General features: G+C 54.5%; 17 protein-coding genes. 14 read left to right on the forward strand and 3 right to left on the reverse strand.

Annotated elements, in window-relative coordinates; genetic code table 11:
- Window positions 1-77: 77 nt before the first annotated feature.
- Together rne and ACYAC5_RS07835 are read right to left on the reverse strand one after the other, a co-directional pair.
- Window positions 78-3341, reverse strand: a complete 3264-nt coding sequence (gene rne, locus ACYAC5_RS07830) for a ribonuclease E (protein ID WP_192413666.1) — start codon at window positions 3339-3341, stop codon at window positions 78-80.
- A 64-nt stretch (window positions 3342-3405) separates the two neighbouring features.
- Window positions 3406-3612 (reverse strand): hypothetical protein, encoded by a 207-nt coding sequence (locus ACYAC5_RS07835; protein WP_101760841.1) that lies wholly within the window; start codon window positions 3610-3612, stop codon window positions 3406-3408.
- A 301-nt stretch (window positions 3613-3913) separates the two neighbouring features.
- Between ACYAC5_RS07835 and rluC the strand changes: the two genes are divergently transcribed.
- A complete protein-coding gene (gene rluC, locus ACYAC5_RS07840; protein ID WP_137385558.1) occupies window positions 3914-4870 on the forward strand; it encodes a 23S rRNA pseudouridine(955/2504/2580) synthase RluC in 957 nt (318 codons plus the stop codon).
- A gap of 11 nt (window positions 4871-4881) precedes the next feature.
- Here rluC and ACYAC5_RS07845 read toward each other — a convergent pair whose 3' ends face one another.
- A complete protein-coding gene (locus tag ACYAC5_RS07845; protein WP_192413665.1) occupies window positions 4882-5466 on the reverse strand; it encodes a Maf family protein in 585 nt (194 codons plus the stop codon).
- A gap of 140 nt (window positions 5467-5606) precedes the next feature.
- Between ACYAC5_RS07845 and yceD the strand changes: the two genes are divergently transcribed.
- The 13 genes from yceD (at window position 5607) to ACYAC5_RS07910 (ending at window position 16069) form a co-directional block, all read left to right on the forward strand.
- Window positions 5607-6128 carry a 23S rRNA accumulation protein YceD gene (gene yceD / locus ACYAC5_RS07850; protein WP_007885785.1) on the forward strand — a complete coding sequence of 174 codons (522 nt, stop codon included), beginning with the start codon at window positions 5607-5609 and terminating at the stop codon, window positions 6126-6128.
- Between the two features lie 14 nt (window positions 6129-6142).
- Window positions 6143-6313, forward strand: a complete 171-nt coding sequence (gene rpmF / locus ACYAC5_RS07855) for a 50S ribosomal protein L32 (RefSeq protein ID WP_007885783.1) — start codon at window positions 6143-6145, stop codon at window positions 6311-6313.
- A 26-nt stretch (window positions 6314-6339) separates the two neighbouring features.
- On the forward strand, window positions 6340-7380 hold the full coding sequence (plsX, locus tag ACYAC5_RS07860) for a phosphate acyltransferase PlsX (protein WP_192413663.1): 1041 nt from the start codon (window positions 6340-6342) through the stop codon (window positions 7378-7380).
- Entirely contained in the window at window positions 7381-8334 is a 954-nt protein-coding gene (locus ACYAC5_RS07865; protein ID WP_110865925.1) for a beta-ketoacyl-ACP synthase III, read from the forward strand.
- 16 nt (window positions 8335-8350) lie between these two features.
- On the forward strand, window positions 8351-9283 hold the full coding sequence (gene fabD, locus ACYAC5_RS07870) for an ACP S-malonyltransferase (RefSeq protein ID WP_462062760.1): 933 nt from the start codon (window positions 8351-8353) through the stop codon (window positions 9281-9283).
- 10 nt (window positions 9284-9293) lie between these two features.
- Complete coding sequence (gene fabG, locus ACYAC5_RS07875) at window positions 9294-10028, forward strand: 3-oxoacyl-ACP reductase FabG (protein WP_007885776.1); 735 nt, start codon at window positions 9294-9296, stop codon at window positions 10026-10028.
- 153 nt (window positions 10029-10181) lie between these two features.
- Window positions 10182-10418, forward strand: a complete 237-nt coding sequence (gene acpP, locus ACYAC5_RS07880) for an acyl carrier protein (RefSeq protein ID WP_101760835.1) — start codon at window positions 10182-10184, stop codon at window positions 10416-10418.
- A gap of 86 nt (window positions 10419-10504) precedes the next feature.
- Entirely contained in the window at window positions 10505-11746 is a 1242-nt protein-coding gene (gene fabF / locus ACYAC5_RS07885) for a beta-ketoacyl-ACP synthase II (RefSeq protein ID WP_101760834.1), read from the forward strand.
- Window positions 11747-11821: 75 nt separating this feature from the next.
- Complete coding sequence (gene pabC / locus ACYAC5_RS07890; RefSeq protein ID WP_192413662.1) at window positions 11822-12634, forward strand: aminodeoxychorismate lyase; 813 nt, start codon at window positions 11822-11824, stop codon at window positions 12632-12634.
- Window positions 12631-13650 carry an endolytic transglycosylase MltG gene (gene mltG / locus ACYAC5_RS07895; RefSeq protein ID WP_462062764.1) on the forward strand — a complete coding sequence of 340 codons (1020 nt, stop codon included), beginning with the start codon at window positions 12631-12633 and terminating at the stop codon, window positions 13648-13650. The genes pabC and mltG overlap by 4 nt, the downstream gene beginning before the upstream one ends.
- Window positions 13640-14275, forward strand: a complete 636-nt coding sequence (tmk, locus tag ACYAC5_RS07900; protein ID WP_192234285.1) for a dTMP kinase — start codon at window positions 13640-13642, stop codon at window positions 14273-14275. The genes mltG and tmk overlap by 11 nt, the downstream gene beginning before the upstream one ends.
- Window positions 14272-15261 (forward strand): DNA polymerase III subunit delta', encoded by a 990-nt coding sequence (gene holB / locus ACYAC5_RS07905; RefSeq protein ID WP_192413660.1) that lies wholly within the window; start codon window positions 14272-14274, stop codon window positions 15259-15261. The genes tmk and holB overlap by 4 nt, the downstream gene beginning before the upstream one ends.
- Before the next feature lie 16 nt (window positions 15262-15277).
- Complete coding sequence (locus tag ACYAC5_RS07910) at window positions 15278-16069, forward strand: metal-dependent hydrolase (RefSeq protein ID WP_192413657.1); 792 nt, start codon at window positions 15278-15280, stop codon at window positions 16067-16069.
- The last annotated feature ends 235 nt before the right edge of the window (window positions 16070-16304 follow it).

Consider the following 16304-nt stretch of genomic DNA (forward strand, 5'->3'; position numbering starts at 1 on the left):
GTCGCCATAAATGCCGCCTGCAGGCAATAAAAAACCCCGGACTGGCCGGGGTTTGATGTTGACTGACTTGCTAGAGGTTACGCGCTTTCCGGACGGGTTGCCGGTGCGGTTGCCTGATGCGTCGCGCTGTGACCACCGGCTGAGCCGCGGCCCTCGAAGCCAAAGGCTGGACGTACCCAGTCGCTGTTGCGAACCGGTTCAGGTTCCCACGCCGGTGCCGGTGCTTTGGTCATCGGTGCGGTAGCGTGATGCTTGAAGCGCGTCTCAACCGTGGTTACTGCGGTATCACGTGCCGCAACCGGCGCATGAGGTTCAGTGACTGGCGTGACTTCGGCTTCAGCGGCGACTGGCGCAGCCAGCACGTCTTCAACCTGAGCTTCAACGGCTGGCGATACATCGATCGGCGCCTGTTCAACAACTGCAGCCACTTCGCTTACTTCAGGCTTCGCTTCTTCAGCCACGGCAGCCGGTTCCGCTTCAGCCGCGGTTTCCTGGGCAACCTGTTCGTCAGCAGCAGAGATCACTGATGGCTCTTCGTTAACGGGTACGGCAATCGGCGTGACGTCATCCGTATTCACCACGGGCACATCGGTGTGCGCCTGCGGTTCAACCTGATGTACGGCTTCTTCAGCGGCAACCTGCTCAACGGCCGGTTCAACAGCGTCAGCGGGTTGAGTCTCGGCATCCGGTGTTTGCTGGTAACCGTAATCCGACACTTCATGCATCGCATCTTGCGTGCTGTACTCTTCCTGCGCTTGCGCAACCGGGTAAGAGATCCACACTTTGCCTGACGCCATTTCTGGTGAAGCAGCAGCAGATTCCAGCGGCATTGCAGACTGCGTTGGGTAACGCTCGTCACGATAGCGACGACGACGCTGACCGCTTACGCGCAGATGACGCGGTGAACGACGTGAACGGCGCGGCATATTGGCGCTATCACGGTTATCGCTATCATCTTGCTCGTCATTGCTGGCTTCAGGATGCTCTTTGTACTGAGCACGCGGCGCAGTTTCAACGGCAGCATCATGAACCACCGGCGCTTCGACAGTGATGTCAGGCGTTTCGCCAACACGCACGCGCTGTGACAGCTGACGCTGCTTACGACGCGGCATGACCTGAACGCGTTCTTCTTCGTGCTCAACGTTTTCGTCAACCGCAGGCGCCTGAACAACCGGTTCAGCGGCTTTCTGATCCTGCTGCTGAGCACGTTTTTCTTCCTGACGACGACGCTGGCGATCGGCACGCTGTTCGCGGCGCTGTTGCTGCTGCTCATCACGTTGTTCAAGCGCTTCATCGCTCAGCACTGGACGCGCTTCACGCGGCTCGTTCTGACGCTTGTTACGACGGTTGTCCTGATTATCACGCGGTTCGCGGGCTTCACGTGGCTCACGTGCTTCACGCGGCTCGCGCGGTTCACGACCTTCGCGCACCTGACCGTTCTCGCCATTACGCGGCGTACGTTCACGACGGTTGTTGCGACGGTTGTTATTGTTACGACGTTCGCCACGCTGCTGGGTGTTTTCAGATTCAGCGGCAACAACGGCTGGGGTTTCCTGCTTAGTTTCAGCAGGCGCCGCAGCGGGCGCATCACCGGCAAACAGTTTCTTCAAGCCACTCAGCAGGCGAGCCACGAAACCAGTGTTGGTTACTGCAGGCGCAGCAACTGCTGGTTTGGTTTTCACTTCTGCTGCTGGCTGAGACTCTTTCACCACTTCAACCGGCGCAGGCGGCGCATCAGGCATCGCGAAGGCGGCCAGTGCTGGCTGCTCCGGACGACGACGCTCAGCGTGCTCTTCTTCAGAAGGCAGCGCCATTTCTGCTTCGTGCAGTTTCGGTAAGTGATAGCTCAGCGTTTGCGTCTCTTCGCCAGTACGAACACGCAGTACCGAGTAGTGTGGCGTTTCCATCTGATCGTTTGGCACGATGATGGCACGCACACCGCCCTGGCGTTTTTCGATGGCGCTAACGGCATCACGCTTTTCGTTCAGCAGGTAAGAGGCGACCTGAACCGGAACAATGGCATGCACTTCTTTGGTGTTGTCTTTCAGCGCTTCTTCTTCAATCAGACGCAGAATAGACAGCGACAGCGATTCGTTATCACGGATGGTGCCGGTTCCGCTGCAGCGTGGGCAGACGTGATGGCTGGATTCACCCAGTGACGGGCTCAGACGCTGACGCGACATCTCCAGCAAGCCGAAGCGTGAAATGTGGCTGATCTGAATACGCGCACGATCCTGACGTACCGCCTCACGCAGACGATTTTCCACCGCGCGCTGGTGGCGCACTGGCGTCATGTCGATGAAGTCGATAACAATCAGGCCGCCGAGATCGCGCAGACGCAATTGGCGAGCAATCTCATCGGCCGCTTCCAGGTTGGTGTTGTACGCGGTTTCTTCGATATCACCGCCGCGGGTAGCGCGTGCGGAGTTGATATCAATCGCCGTCAGGGCTTCGGTGCTATCGATAACAATCGATCCGCCTGATGGCAGACGCACTTCACGCTGGAAGGCGGATTCAATCTGCGATTCGATTTGGTAGTGGCTGAACAGCGGGATTTCACCGGTGTAGAGTTTGATTTTGCTGCTGAAGTCCGGACGACCCAGTGCAGCAATGTGCTGACGGGCCAGTTCCAGTACTTTTGGATTATCGATAAGGATTTCACCGATATCCTGACGCAGATAGTCGCGGAAGGCGCGCACGATAACGTTGCTTTCCTGATGGATCAGGAAAGGCGCTGGGCGGCTGTCTGCGGCTTTCTTAATGGCTTCCCAGTGCTTCATACGGAAGCTGAGATCCCACTGCAGTGATTCGGCAGATTTACCCACGCCCGCAGTGCGGACGATCAATCCCATGCCGTCTGGAAGTTCCAGTGCGGAAAGTGCTTCTTTTAATTCGGTACGGTCGTCGCCCTCAATGCGGCGTGAAATACCACCGGCACGTGGGTTGTTCGGCATCAATACCAGATAGCTACCGGCCAGGGAAATAAAGGTGGTGAGTGCTGCACCTTTATTACCGCGTTCCTCTTTATCAATTTGAACGATAACTTCCTGGCCTTCACGCAGCACATCTTTGATATTCGGACGACCATGTGCGTTGTAATTGGCGGGGAAGTATTCGCGGGAAATTTCTTTCAGAGGGAGGAAACCGTGACGTTCTGCACCATAATCGACAAATGCAGCTTCAAGGCTGGGTTCAACGCGGGTGATTTTACCTTTGTATATGTTGGCTTTTTTCTGTTCGTGTCCAGGACTTTCAATATCCAGATCGTACAGACGTTGTCCATCAACCAGGGCAACGCGCAACTCCTCCTGCTGAGTTGCGTTAATTAACATTCTTTTCATCGTGACTTACTCGTTATTCTCACATGAGTGATCTAGCTGCGGGCATCGTTACCCTGGACGAGAATCAACCGATGGCCCCGTGTCTTAATGCACTGACGTCAACCTCACGGTTGTCGGCGGCTAAAGGGGCGCAAATCTTGTCGGTGGCCTGTTTTTCATAAGGAAATCCAGCGCCTGAAGGTGGAAATGTTACAGAGTATTCAAAAATCCACACATCCTGGTCTGTCGTCCAGGCCGCAACCCGCAGCCCGCTAAGTGCCTGATTTAACATTACGTCTTACGCCATTGCTGCGTGTCCGTTAAATCCGGCAAAATGACTTATTTCGCTCTTTTTCCTGCCTGAATCTTTCCAGGGCAGAAACCCCTGCATTATTCCATTGCTAACTCACATTAAGCAAGGCGACTTTTGCCAAGCTGAGAAGTTTATTCATCCATAACCTGTTCATTTGCAGGGCTAATCATCGCATCGCTGAAAATGTCGCCATTTTCACCGTTTCAATACGCGACAAAGAGAGAGTTAAGCACAGAAAAAGGGGTGGCGCTATCCAGGGACACTAATTAGAATCGCCGCCATGAAAACAGAGAATCCCGGCGTACAGTATGTCGCCATCACGGCTGAAAATGCCGGACAACGAATTGATAACTTTTTGCGCACCCAGCTCAAGGGCGTGCCGAAAAGCATGATTTATCGCATTTTGCGTAAAGGCGAAGTACGGGTAAATAAAAAGCGCGTTAAACCGGAATATAAGCTGGAGGAGGGCGACGAGCTGCGTATTCCGCCGGTCCGGGTTGCCGAACGCGAAGAGAATACGGTTTCACCGAAACTGGATAAAGTCGCGGCGCTCACCAATGCCATTCTGTATGAAGATGATTACCTGATGGTGCTGAATAAACCGTCGGGCACTGCGGTGCACGGTGGCAGCGGATTAAGTTTTGGCGTGATTGAAGGGCTGCGTGCGTTGCGTCCGGAAGCGCGTTTCCTTGAGTTAGTCCATCGTCTGGATCGTGATACTTCTGGCATTCTGCTGGTGGCGAAGAAGCGTTCTGCTTTGCGCTCGCTGCACGAGCAACTGCGTGAAAAGGGCATGCAGAAGGATTACCTTGCGCTGGTGCGCGGTGACTGGCCGTCGCATCTGAAAGTGGTGCAGGCTCCGCTGCTAAAGAACATTTTGCAGAGCGGCGAACGCGTGGTGCGCGTAAGTGCGGAGGGCAAACCTTCCGAGACGCGCTTTAAAGTAGAAGAGCGTTTTGGTTTCGCGACCTTAGTGAAAGCCAGCCCGGTGACGGGCCGTACCCATCAGATTCGTGTGCATACGCTGCACGGTGGCCATCCGATCGCTTTTGACGATCGTTACGGCGACCGCGACTTTGACGCACAGCTGGGTTCGACGGGCTTGTCGCGTCTGTTCCTGCACGCGGCTGCGTTGACCTTTACCCATCCCAACACCGGAGAAGTGCTGCGGATGGAAGCGCCACTGGATGGCGCACTGAAACATTGCCTCGCGCAACTGCGTCAGAAGAAAGACTGATTAAAGGGGCATCAACACAATGCGTTGATGCCCACCGCTCTTAACATCTCATTTAGCGCGATCAGCGGTAAGCCAATCAAGGTATTAGGATCGCGACCTTCTAGCCTGTCAAATAAACAAATCCCCAATCCTTCGCTTTTAAAACTGCCGGCACATTGTAGCGGCTGTTCCTTTTCGACATAGCCGCGAATCTCTTCGGCACTCAACTCGCGGAAATGCACGGTAAAGGGTTCGCAAATAACCGATTGGGTGCCGCTCTGCGGTTGCAGAAGTGCCAGGCCGGTATAAAAGGTGATGGCGTTACCGCTGGCGGCCGCGAGTTGCTGGCAGGCCTTCTCTACGGTATGCGGTTTACCGGTTATCTCGCCATTCAATACACAAACCTGATCGGAACCGATAATCCAGCGGTCCGGGTAACGTGCAGCCAGCGCCTGCGCTTTGGCTAATGCCAGCCGCTGCACCAGCTCGGAGGCTGATTCATGCGGCAGCGGGGATTCGTCGCAATCGGGAGCGGCGGTAATAAAAGGCAGGCCCAGTTTGCTTAGCAGCGCCTGACGAAAAGGGGAGGTAGAAGCTAAAACCAAAGGTGTCGTCATTTTTTTTCAGAATAGATAGCGTAAAGATGGCAGTCATTTTAAACTATGCGCCGCACTGGATGCGACTAACGGGTGAAAGATGCCGTAAACCGGCCTTTTTCTTTGACTCTATGACGTTACAAAGTTAATATGCGCGCCCTATGCAAAAGGTAAAATTACCCCTGACGCTCGATCCGGTCCGCGCCGCGCAAAAACGCCTTGATTATCATGGTGTTTATGCACCTGAATTGGTGGCGCGCTTGGCCGAAACGGTCGTGAGTGTGGACAGTGAAGTTGAATGCGATATGTCGTTTGCGGTTGATAACCAGCGCCTCGCCGTTCTGCAAGGAACAGCCGAAGTGCAGGTGACTCTGTCATGTCAACGCTGCAACCAGTCGTTTCCACGTCATGTTCACGTAAGCTATTGCTTCAGTCCTGTCTCTTCTGATGAACAGGCCGAGGCACTACCGGAAGCCTACGAGCCAGTTGATGTCAATGATTTTGGTGAGATCGACTTGCTGGCAGTGATCGAAGATGAGCTCATCCTCGCGCTGCCCGTGGTTCCGGTGCATGATTCTGAACACTGTGAAGTGTCCGACGCGGACATGGTATTTGGTCAATTGCCTCCAGAGGCAGAAAAACCAAATCCCTTTGCCGTATTAGCCAGTTTAAAGCGTAAGTAATAGGAGTAAGGTCCATGGCCGTACAACAGAATAAACCAACCCGTTCTAAGCGTGGTATGCGTCGTTCACACGATGCGCTGACCACTGCTGCTCTGTCAGTAGATAAAGTTTCTGGCGAAACTCATCTGCGTCACCATATCACTGCGGATGGTTACTACCGCGGTCGCAAGGTTATCACCAAGTAATCCTCGCGATTACACAAGGCGATACCTTGACACGTTTGACCCTGGCAGTTGATGCCATGGGCGGGGACTTCGGTCCTTGCGTGACAGTGCCTGCAGCCTTGCAGGCACTGGCCTCTCATTCGGAGCTGGTTCTTCTTCTGGTCGGCGATCCCGACATCATCTCGTCATTTCTTGCCAAAGCGGATTCCTCGTTACAGAGGCGTGTGCAGGTTATTCCTGCCGAATCGGTTATTGCAAGTGATGCCAAACCTTCTCAGGCGATTCGTAACAGCCGCGGCAGTTCCATGCGTGTGGCGTTAGAGTTGGTCAAAGAGGGGAAAGCACAAGCCTGTGTCAGTGCGGGAAATACCGGCGCACTGATGGGCCTGGCGAAAATGCTATTAAAACCGCTGGATGGCATTGAGCGTCCGGCGTTGATGACGGTGTTGCCGCATCAGCAGCATGGCAAAACGGTGGTGCTGGATCTCGGCGCTAACGTTGAATCCGACAGCGCCATGCTGGTGCAGTTTGCGATCATGGGCGCAGTGATGGCCGAAGAAGTGTTGGAGATCGCCCAGCCGCGTGTTGCGCTGCTGAATATTGGTCAGGAAGAGACCAAAGGATTGGAAACAATCCGCGCCGCATCTGCGGTGCTGCGAGCGTCACCGCAAATCAACTATATTGGGTATCTTGAGGGGAACGATCTCCTCACCGGCAAGACGGATGTGCTGGTTTGTGATGGCTTCGTTGGTAACGTCACGTTGAAGACCATGGAAGGCGTGGTAAGAATGTTCCTCTCTCTGATTAAATCGTCAGAGGAAGGAAAAAAACGGGCCTGGTGGCTAACATTGCTGGGACGCTTGATTCAAAAGCGTCTGGCGAAGCGTTTCGGCCATCTCAACCCCGACCAGTACAATGGCGCTTGTCTGTTAGGATTGCGCGGGACAGTGATCAAAAGCCACGGTGCGGCGAATCAACGTGCATTTGCCGTGGCGATAGAGCAGGCAGAGCAGACGGTGCGAAAGCAAGTCCCTGAGAGGATTGCGGCGCGCCTTGACACTGTATTAGCCAGGAGTGACAAAGCGTAGATGTTTACCAAAATTATCGGTACGGGCAGCTATTTGCCTGAGCAGATTCGCTCCAATGCGGATCTGGAAAAAATGGTCGAGACGACGGACGAGTGGATTGTCACCCGTACCGGCATCCGTGAGCGTCGTATTGCCGCTCCGGAAGAAACCGTTGCTACTATGGGCTTCACCGCAGCACAGCGCGCGTTGGAAATGGCGGGTGTGAATGCGAGCGAAATTGGCCTGATCATTGTGGCGACCACCTCTTCCAGCCATGCCTTCCCAAGTTCAGCATGCATGATTCAGCAAATGCTGGAGATCAACGATTGCGCTGCCTTCGATTTGGCCGCTGCTTGTGCGGGCTTCACCTATGCACTGAGCGTTGCCGATCAATACATCAAAAATGGTGCGGTAAAACATGCGCTGGTGATCGGTGCAGACGTGCTGGCACGTACGCTCGATCCTAACGATCGCGGCACCATCATTCTGTTTGGTGATGGCGCGGGCGCGGTGGTGCTGAGTCAAAGCGAAGAGCCAGGCATCCTTTCTACCCATCTGCACGCCGACGGCCGTTACAGCAAACTGCTGACGCTGCCGTATCAGGATCGTGCCCATCAGGATGAGCCTGCTTATCTGACGATGGCGGGGAATGAAGTCTTCAAAGTGGCCGTGACTGAACTGGCGCATATCGTGGATGAAACCCTTCAAGCCAACAATCTTGATCGTGAAATGCTCGACTGGCTGGTGCCGCATCAGGCGAATCTGCGCATTATTAGCGCAACCGCCAAAAAGCTCGGTATGGGCATGGAGAAAGTTGTGGTCACGCTGGATCGTCACGGTAATACCTCGGCCGCGTCAGTGCCAAGTGCACTTGACGAAGCGGTGCGCGATGGCCGTATCAAGCCGGGACAACTGATTCTGCTGGAAGCCTTTGGTGGCGGTTTCACCTGGGGTTCTGCGCTGGTTCGCTTTTGATTGACAGGAACGAAAGATGACGCAATTTGCTTATGTTTTCCCAGGACAGGGATCGCAGACCGTCGGCATGTTAGCCGAGCTGGCCGCTGAAAACCCGCAGGTTGAAGCCACTTTCCGTGAAGCTTCTGACGCACTGGGTTATGACTTATGGCAGCTGGTCCAGCAGGGGCCAGCTGAAGAATTGAATAAAACCTGGCAGACACAGCCTGCGCTGCTGGCGGCTTCTGTTGCCATCTATCGCGTATTGCAGAGCAAAAATGCGGTGCAGCCAAGCATGATGGCCGGTCACAGCCTTGGTGAATACTCGGCGCTGGTTTGTGCCGGTGTGCTGAATTTCGCTGACGCCATTAAATTGGTTGAGCTGCGCGGCAAACTGATGCAGGAAGCGGTACCGGAAGGTACTGGCGCTATGCAGGCGATTATCGGCCTGGATGATGCATCCATCCGTAAAGCCTGTGAAGAGAGCGCTCAAGGCCAGGTGGTTTCACCGGTTAACTTCAACTCGCCGGGCCAGGTGGTTATCGCGGGCAACAAAGAAGCGGTTGAACGTGCGGGTGCAGCCTGTAAAGCTGCCGGTGCCAAACGTGCATTGCCGCTGCCAGTCAGCGTGCCATCGCACTGTGCGTTGATGAAACCTGCTGCCGATAAGCTGGCAGTAGCGCTCGAAGCGATCACCTTTAGTGCGCCTTCGGTGCCGGTGGTGAATAACGTCGACGTGAAGTGTGAAACTGAAGGTGCTGCGATTCGAAGTGCGCTGGTCCGTCAGCTGTATAGCCCCGTGCGCTGGACCGAATCGGTCGAATTTATTGCTGCGCAGGGCGTTGAGCAGCTGCTGGAAGTCGGTCCAAGTAAAGTTCTGACCGGTCTGACCAAACGTATTGTGGATAGCCTGAGTGCCGCTGCGGTGAACGATTCTGCTTCACTGAGCGCTGCACTTACCCAGGAATAAGAGGAAAAACATGAGCTTTGAAGGTAAAGTAGCGCTGGTTACCGGTGCAAGCCGTGGAATTGGTCGCGCCATTGCGGAAACGCTGGCTGCGCGCGGTGCCAAAGTGGTGGGAACCGCCACCAGTGCAAGCGGTGCGGAAGCAATCAGTGCTTACCTCGGCGACAAGGGCAAAGGCCTGCTGCTGAACGTTACTGATGCCGCCTCAATTGAGAGCGTCCTCGAACAAGTTCGCGCCGAATTTGGCGAAGTGGACATTTTAGTCAATAATGCAGGCATTACGCGTGACAATCTGTTGATGCGCATGAAAGACGATGAGTGGGCGGATATCCTTGATACCAACCTGACATCTGTCTTCCGTCTTTCTAAGGCGGTTATGCGTGCCATGATGAAAAAACGCGTGGGCCGTATCATTACCATCGGTTCTGTAGTTGGGACCATGGGTAACGCGGGTCAGGCAAACTATGCGGCAGCAAAAGCAGGTTTGATTGGCTTTAGCAAATCACTGGCGCGAGAAATTGCGTCACGTGGCATTACTGTAAACGTCGTGGCCCCGGGCTTTATCGAGACGGACATGACGCGTGCACTGAACGAAGATCAACGTTCGGGTATTTTGGCAGAAGTTCCCGCAGGTCGTTTAGGTGACCCGCAGGAGATTGCCAATGCTGTTGCATTCTTAGCCTCTGACGAAGCAGCCTATATCACGGGTGAAACGCTTCATGTCAATGGCGGCATGTACATGGTCTGATAATCACGAAAACATTTGCTTTATCTACGGTAAACACCGCAGAATAACGCAAAATCGTGGTTCGACCAGCCGGGATTTTGTTGCATCTTTTTCAACATTTTATACACTACGAAAACCATCGCGAAAGCGAGTTTTGATAGGAAATTAAATAGTATGAGCGATATCGAACAACGCGTTAAGAAAATCGTAGCTGAGCAGCTGGGTGTTAAAGAAGACGAAGTGATTAACACTGCTTCTTTCGTTGAAGACCTTGGTGCAGATTCTCTTGACACCGTTGAGCTGGTAATGGCTCTGGAAGAAGAGTTTGATACTGAAATTCCAGACGAAGAAGCTGAGAAAATCACTACCGTTCAGGCAGCGATCGACTACATCACTAGCCATCAAGGTTAATGAATATCTTCAGGCGGTCACCTCGACCGCCTGAGTTTTATGTTTGCCCCACATAGCGTTATTTTTTCCCTCCCTGGAGGACGTGCGTGTCTAAGCGTCGTGTAGTTGTGACTGGTCTTGGCATGTTGTCTCCTGTCGGCAATACCGTAGAGTCTACCTGGAGTGCTCTCCTTGCCGGTCAGAGCGGCATTAGCCTGATCGACCATTTTGATACTAGTGCCTACGCAACGCGTTTTGCGGGCTTAGTAAGAGATTTTAATTGCGATGATTTCATCTCGCGCAAAGATCAGCGCAAGATGGATGACTTCATCCAATACGGCATCGTTGCTGGTATTCAGGCTATGGCAGACTCCGGTCTGGTCGTAACCGATGAGAATGCTGGTCGCATTGGTGCGGCAATCGGTTCTGGTATTGGCGGACTGGGTTTAATCGAAGATAACCACAGTTCGCTGGTCAACGGTGGACCGCGCAAAATCAGCCCATTCTTCGTGCCTTCAACCATCGTCAACATGGTTGCTGGTCATCTCACCATCATGTACGGCCTGAAAGGTCCAAGCATCTCTATCGCAACTGCCTGTACGTCTGGTGTGCACAACATTGGTCATGCAGCGCGTATCATTGCGTATAACGATGCTGATGTGATGTTGGCGGGTGGTGCGGAGAAAGCCAGTACGCCACTTGGTGTCGGTGGTTTTGGTGCTGCTCGTGCGCTCTCCACGCGTAATGACAATCCTCAGGCGGCAAGCCGTCCGTGGGATAAAGATCGTGACGGTTTCGTGTTGGGTGACGGTGCTGGCATTGTCGTACTGGAAGAGTACGAACACGCTAAGAAACGTGGTGCGAAGATTTATGCTGAGATCATCGGTTTCGGCATGAGCAGCGATGCTTACCACATGACGTCACCTCCGGAAGACGGTTCAGGTGCAGCCGCGGCGATGGTTAACGCGCTACGTGACGCGCAGCTGAACGCTGAGCAGATCGGTTATGTCAACGCGCATGGCACCTCGACGCCAGCCGGTGACAAAGCGGAAGCGCAGGCGGTGAAATCGGTGTTTGGTGCGGCAGCTCACAGTGTTATGGTCAGCTCTACCAAGTCGATGACTGGCCACCTGTTGGGTGCGGCGGGTGCAGTAGAAGCGATTTATTCGATTCTGGCGCTGCGCGACCAGGCGATTCCACCGACCATCAACCTCGACAATCCTGACGAAGGTTGCGATCTGGACTTCGTGCCGCATACGGCGCGCCAGGTCAGCGGACTGGAGTACACCTTGTGTAACTCCTTCGGATTTGGCGGCACTAACGGCTCGCTGATCTTCCGCAAGGTTTAATCGCTCCTCAGCCATACAGAGGCCCGCAATGCGGGCCTTTTTTATATTTTTAACGGGCTAATCAAGGCGGCCAGCATGTGGATAAACGGCATACCGCAAACCGAGCTTTCAGCACGCGATCGCGCAGTGCAATTTGGTGATGGCTGCTTTACCACCGCCGCGGTGATTAACGGCCATGTTGTGATGCTGGATGCGCATCTGCAGCGGCTCAAAGAGGGCTGTGCAAGGCTAATGATGGATGCGCCGGATTTAGTTCAGCTCGCTACAGAAATGCATAATGCCGCTGCGGGACACACACAGGCGGTGCTGAAGGTGATCGTGACGCCGGGCGCAGGCGGACGCGGTTACAGCCGCGCAGGCTGCCACTCACCTACGCGCATTCTTTCGCTCTCGCCGTGGCCGCAGCATTACGCCACGTTGCAACAGCAGGGCGCTGTGCTCCACACCAGCCCAATACGTCTGGCGCGCAATCCGTTGCTGGCCGGCGTAAAACACCTAAATCGCCTTGAGCAAGTGCTGATTCGCCAGCATCTTGACCAGACGGGCGGTGACGAGGCGCTGGTGCTTGACACTGGCGGGACGGTGGTGGAATGCTGTGCGGCCAATTTGTTCTGGCGTAAGGGCAACAATGTTTTTACGCCGCAGCTTGAGCAGGCTGGCGTGGATGGCATTATGCGTCGTTATCTGATGGCGCAGATGGCCGCAAATGGCCAGACTTGTCAGCTGATTGATGGCAGCAGGGACGACGTATTGAACGCCGATGAAGTGGTAATATGTAACGCCCTGATGCCCGTTTTACCCGTGCGACAAATTGACGACGTTTCATTTACCGCACGCTCGCTGTACCAGCAACTGCGCGCCAGTTGCCCGACGATGGAAGTATCATGACTCGAATGAAAAAAATTCTCGCAGGCGTTGTAATTGTCGCAGGACTCACAGCCGCCTTTGGCTATTGGCAGATTGAACGTTTAGCTGATACGCCCTTAACACTGCAGCAAGAAACCATTTACACCTTGCCCGCTGGCAGCGGTCGCGTGGTACTGGAAGCGCAACTGGAAAGTCAGAAGATCATTCCGCAAACTATCTGGTTTGGGCCGCTGCTGAAACTGGAACCGGAACTGGCACGTTTTAAAGCCGGTACCTATCGCCTGGAAACCGACATGACGGTGCGCCAGCTACTGCAACTGTTGGCCAGCGGTAAAGAAGCGCAGTTCCCGGTGCGTTTTATTGAAGGTTCGCGTCTTACCGAGTGGTTAGCCGAGCTACGCAAAGCGCCATACCTGAAACACACGCTGAGCGACGATCAATTTGCCACCGTTGCCGCCGCGCTTAAGCTTGATGTTAGCCAGCTGGAAGGCAGTTTCTATCCGGATACCTATCTCTATACCGCCAATACCAGCGATGTAGCGCTGCTGGAGCGTGCCCACGCGCGCATGAACAAGCTGGTCGATGAGATTTGGCAAGGACGCATGGAAAATCTGCCTTATAAGAAAGCGCAGGACATGGTCACTATGGCGTCGATCATTGAGAAAGAGACTGGCGTGAGCGAAGAGCGCGCGCGCGTGGCGTCAGTGTTCATCAATCGACTGCGGACTGGAATGAAGCTGCAGACCGATCCCACGGTGATTTACGGCATGGGCGACAGCTACACCGGCACGCTAACGCGTAAAAATCTGGAAACGCCGACCGACTACAACACTTATACCATTAGCGGTTTGCCGCCGGGACCGATTGCGATGCCGGGCCGTGCTTCACTGGAAGCGGCTGCGCATCCGGAAAAAACCAACTACCTCTATTTTGTCGCGGATGGCAAAGGTGGACACACCTTTACCACCAATCTGGCCAGCCACAACAAAGCGGTGCAGGTTTACCGGCTGGCAATGAAGGAAAAAAATGAAAAGTAAGTTTATCGTCATTGAAGGCCTGGAAGGTGCAGGCAAAACCACCGCACGCGATGCGCTGGTTGCCGTGCTGCATGAGCACGGCATTAATGATGTCGTCTTCACGCGCGAGCCCGGCGGTACGCCGCTGGCGGAACAATTGCGTATATTGGTCAAGCAGGGCATAGATGGCGAGCAGGTGACCGATAAAGCCGAGCTGCTGATGTTGTACGCGGCACGCGTACAGCTGGTAGAGAACGTCATCAAACCGGCGCTGGCACGGGGTGCCTGGGTAGTGGGCGATCGTCACGATCTCTCTTCCCAAGCCTATCAGGGCGGCGGACGCGGACTGGATGCGCAACTGATGACCACGCTGCGTGATGCGGTGCTGGGCGATTTCCGTCCCGATCTCACGCTCTATCTCGACGTCACGCCAGAAATTGGACTGCAACGCGCCCGCGCACGCGGTGAGCTGGATCGCATTGAGCAGGAATCATTGCGCTTCTTCGAGCGTACGCGTGAACGCTATCTGACCTTAGCTGCTCAGGATCCCTCGATACTCACCATTGATGCGACGCAAAACATTGCAAACGTGACATCGTCACTTCAACGCACCTTGCGTAGCTGGCTGGCAGGCCAATCCGCATGAATTGGTATCCGTGGTTGAATCAGCCTTATCGACAAATTATCGCCCGTCATCAAAGCGGCCAGGCGCATCACGCCTTGCTGGTACAAGCCATTGCAGGCATGGGTGACGATGCGCTGATTTGGGGCGTGAGCCGTTGGTTGATGTGTTTACAGCCGGAAGGATTGAAAAGTTGCGGCCATTGCCACGGCTGCCAGTTAATGCAGGCGCACACGCATCCCGATTGGTATCGCCTGGAAGCCGAAAAGGGGAAATCTTCGCTCGGTATTGATGCGGTGCGCGACGTCACTGAAAAGCTGTATCACTTTGCCCAGCAGGGCGGCGCAAAAATCGTTTGGTTGCCCGATGCTGCGCAGCTGACGGAAGCCGCCGCCAACGCATTATTGAAAACGCTGGAAGAACCACCGGCCAATTGCTGGTTTTTCCTCAGCGTGCGCGAACCTTCACGCTTGCTGCCTACGTTGCGCAGTCGCTGCATGACGTGGCATCTGTCGCCGCCGGAAGAGGCGCATAGTTTGCAATGGCTGCAGAAACAGCAACCGCAGCCGGAAGAGAAGCTGCGCGCTGCCTTGCGTTTGAGTAATGGCGCACCCGCCGCCGCCTTGACGCTGTTGCAGCCCGAGCGCTGGCAGGCGCGTGAAACGTTGTGTGAAACGCTGATTAAAGCGCTCAACGGCGATGTGCTGCAGCTGTTACCCGCGCTAAACAGCGAAGATGTGGCCGTACGTCTCAGCTGGCTGATTTCACTGCTGGTGGATGCGATGAAAGTGCAGCAGGACGCAAGTCAGTGGCTGAGCAACGGCGATCGTCCGGATGTGGTCACACAGTTGGCGCAAAGAATGAACAGCAGTGCGCTCAACAGCAGCGCGCAGCAATGGATGCAGTGTCGCGAACAGCTGTTACATGTCGCCGCACTCAATCGAGAATTAATGTTGACCGATCGTTTACTCGCCTGGGGACGTTTACTGGCTCCGGCAACGGTCGGCTAAGCGAAAAGAGAGCTCTATGTTTATTGTCGATTCCCACTGCCATCTGGATGGCCTCGATTATGAAAAGCACCATCGCGATCTGGATGATGTCATCGCCAAAGCGGCGGCGCGCGATGTGAAGTTTATGCTGGCGATTGCCACCACCTTGCCGGATTACTACAAAATCAAACAGCTGGTGGGCGATCGTGAAAACGTCGCGCTGGCTTGTGGCGTCCATCCGCTTAATCAGGAAGCGCCGTACGACGTTGAAGAGTTCCGCCGTCTGGCCGCAGAGGATCGCGTGGTCGCGCTGGGTGAAACCGGGCTGGACTATTTCTATCAGCAGGAAACCAAAGCGCAGCAACAAGCTTCGTTTCGTGAGCACATTCGTACCGGCATTGCGTTAAATAAACCGATCATCGTGCACACGCGTGATGCGCGTGAAGACACGCTGGCGATTCTGCGCGAAGAGCAGGTAGAGAAGTGCGGCGGCGTGCTGCACTGTTTTACCGAAGATAAAGAGACCGCAGCCAAATTGCTCGATCTCGGTTTTTATATCTCTTTCTCCGGCATTCTGACTTTCCGCAACGCCGAACAGATCCGCGATGCGGCGCGCTACGTGCCGCTTGATCGTATGCTGGTGGAAACCGATTCGCCGTATCTGGCGCCGGTACCGCACCGTGGTAAAGAGAATCAGCCGGCGTATACGCGTGATGTGGCGGATTACATGGCGGTGTTAAAAGGCGTTGATATCGAAACGCTGGCCGCTGCCACCACCGAAAATTTCTCCCGCCTGTTGCACATCCCGATGAGTCGCCTCGGCGGCTAAACGCTTTATTTCAAACGCTGTAATTAATCAAAAATCACTCTACTGCACTGCGTCTTACGGGACGCAGGCAGTGTTTTATTGCTGTTTATTAGTGCAAGTCAGTAAGAAATGACTGAAAGGAAAGGGACGTCCTTAGCGAAATGTGATGGCCGTCAATTTAACAATTAGCGATTTATTTTACTCTTCGTAATAAATCAAAAGACGCTCAGCGTCACCCCGGCGAAGGATCCTCCCC

It is taken from the genome of Pantoea sp. y20, assembly GCF_054903455.1.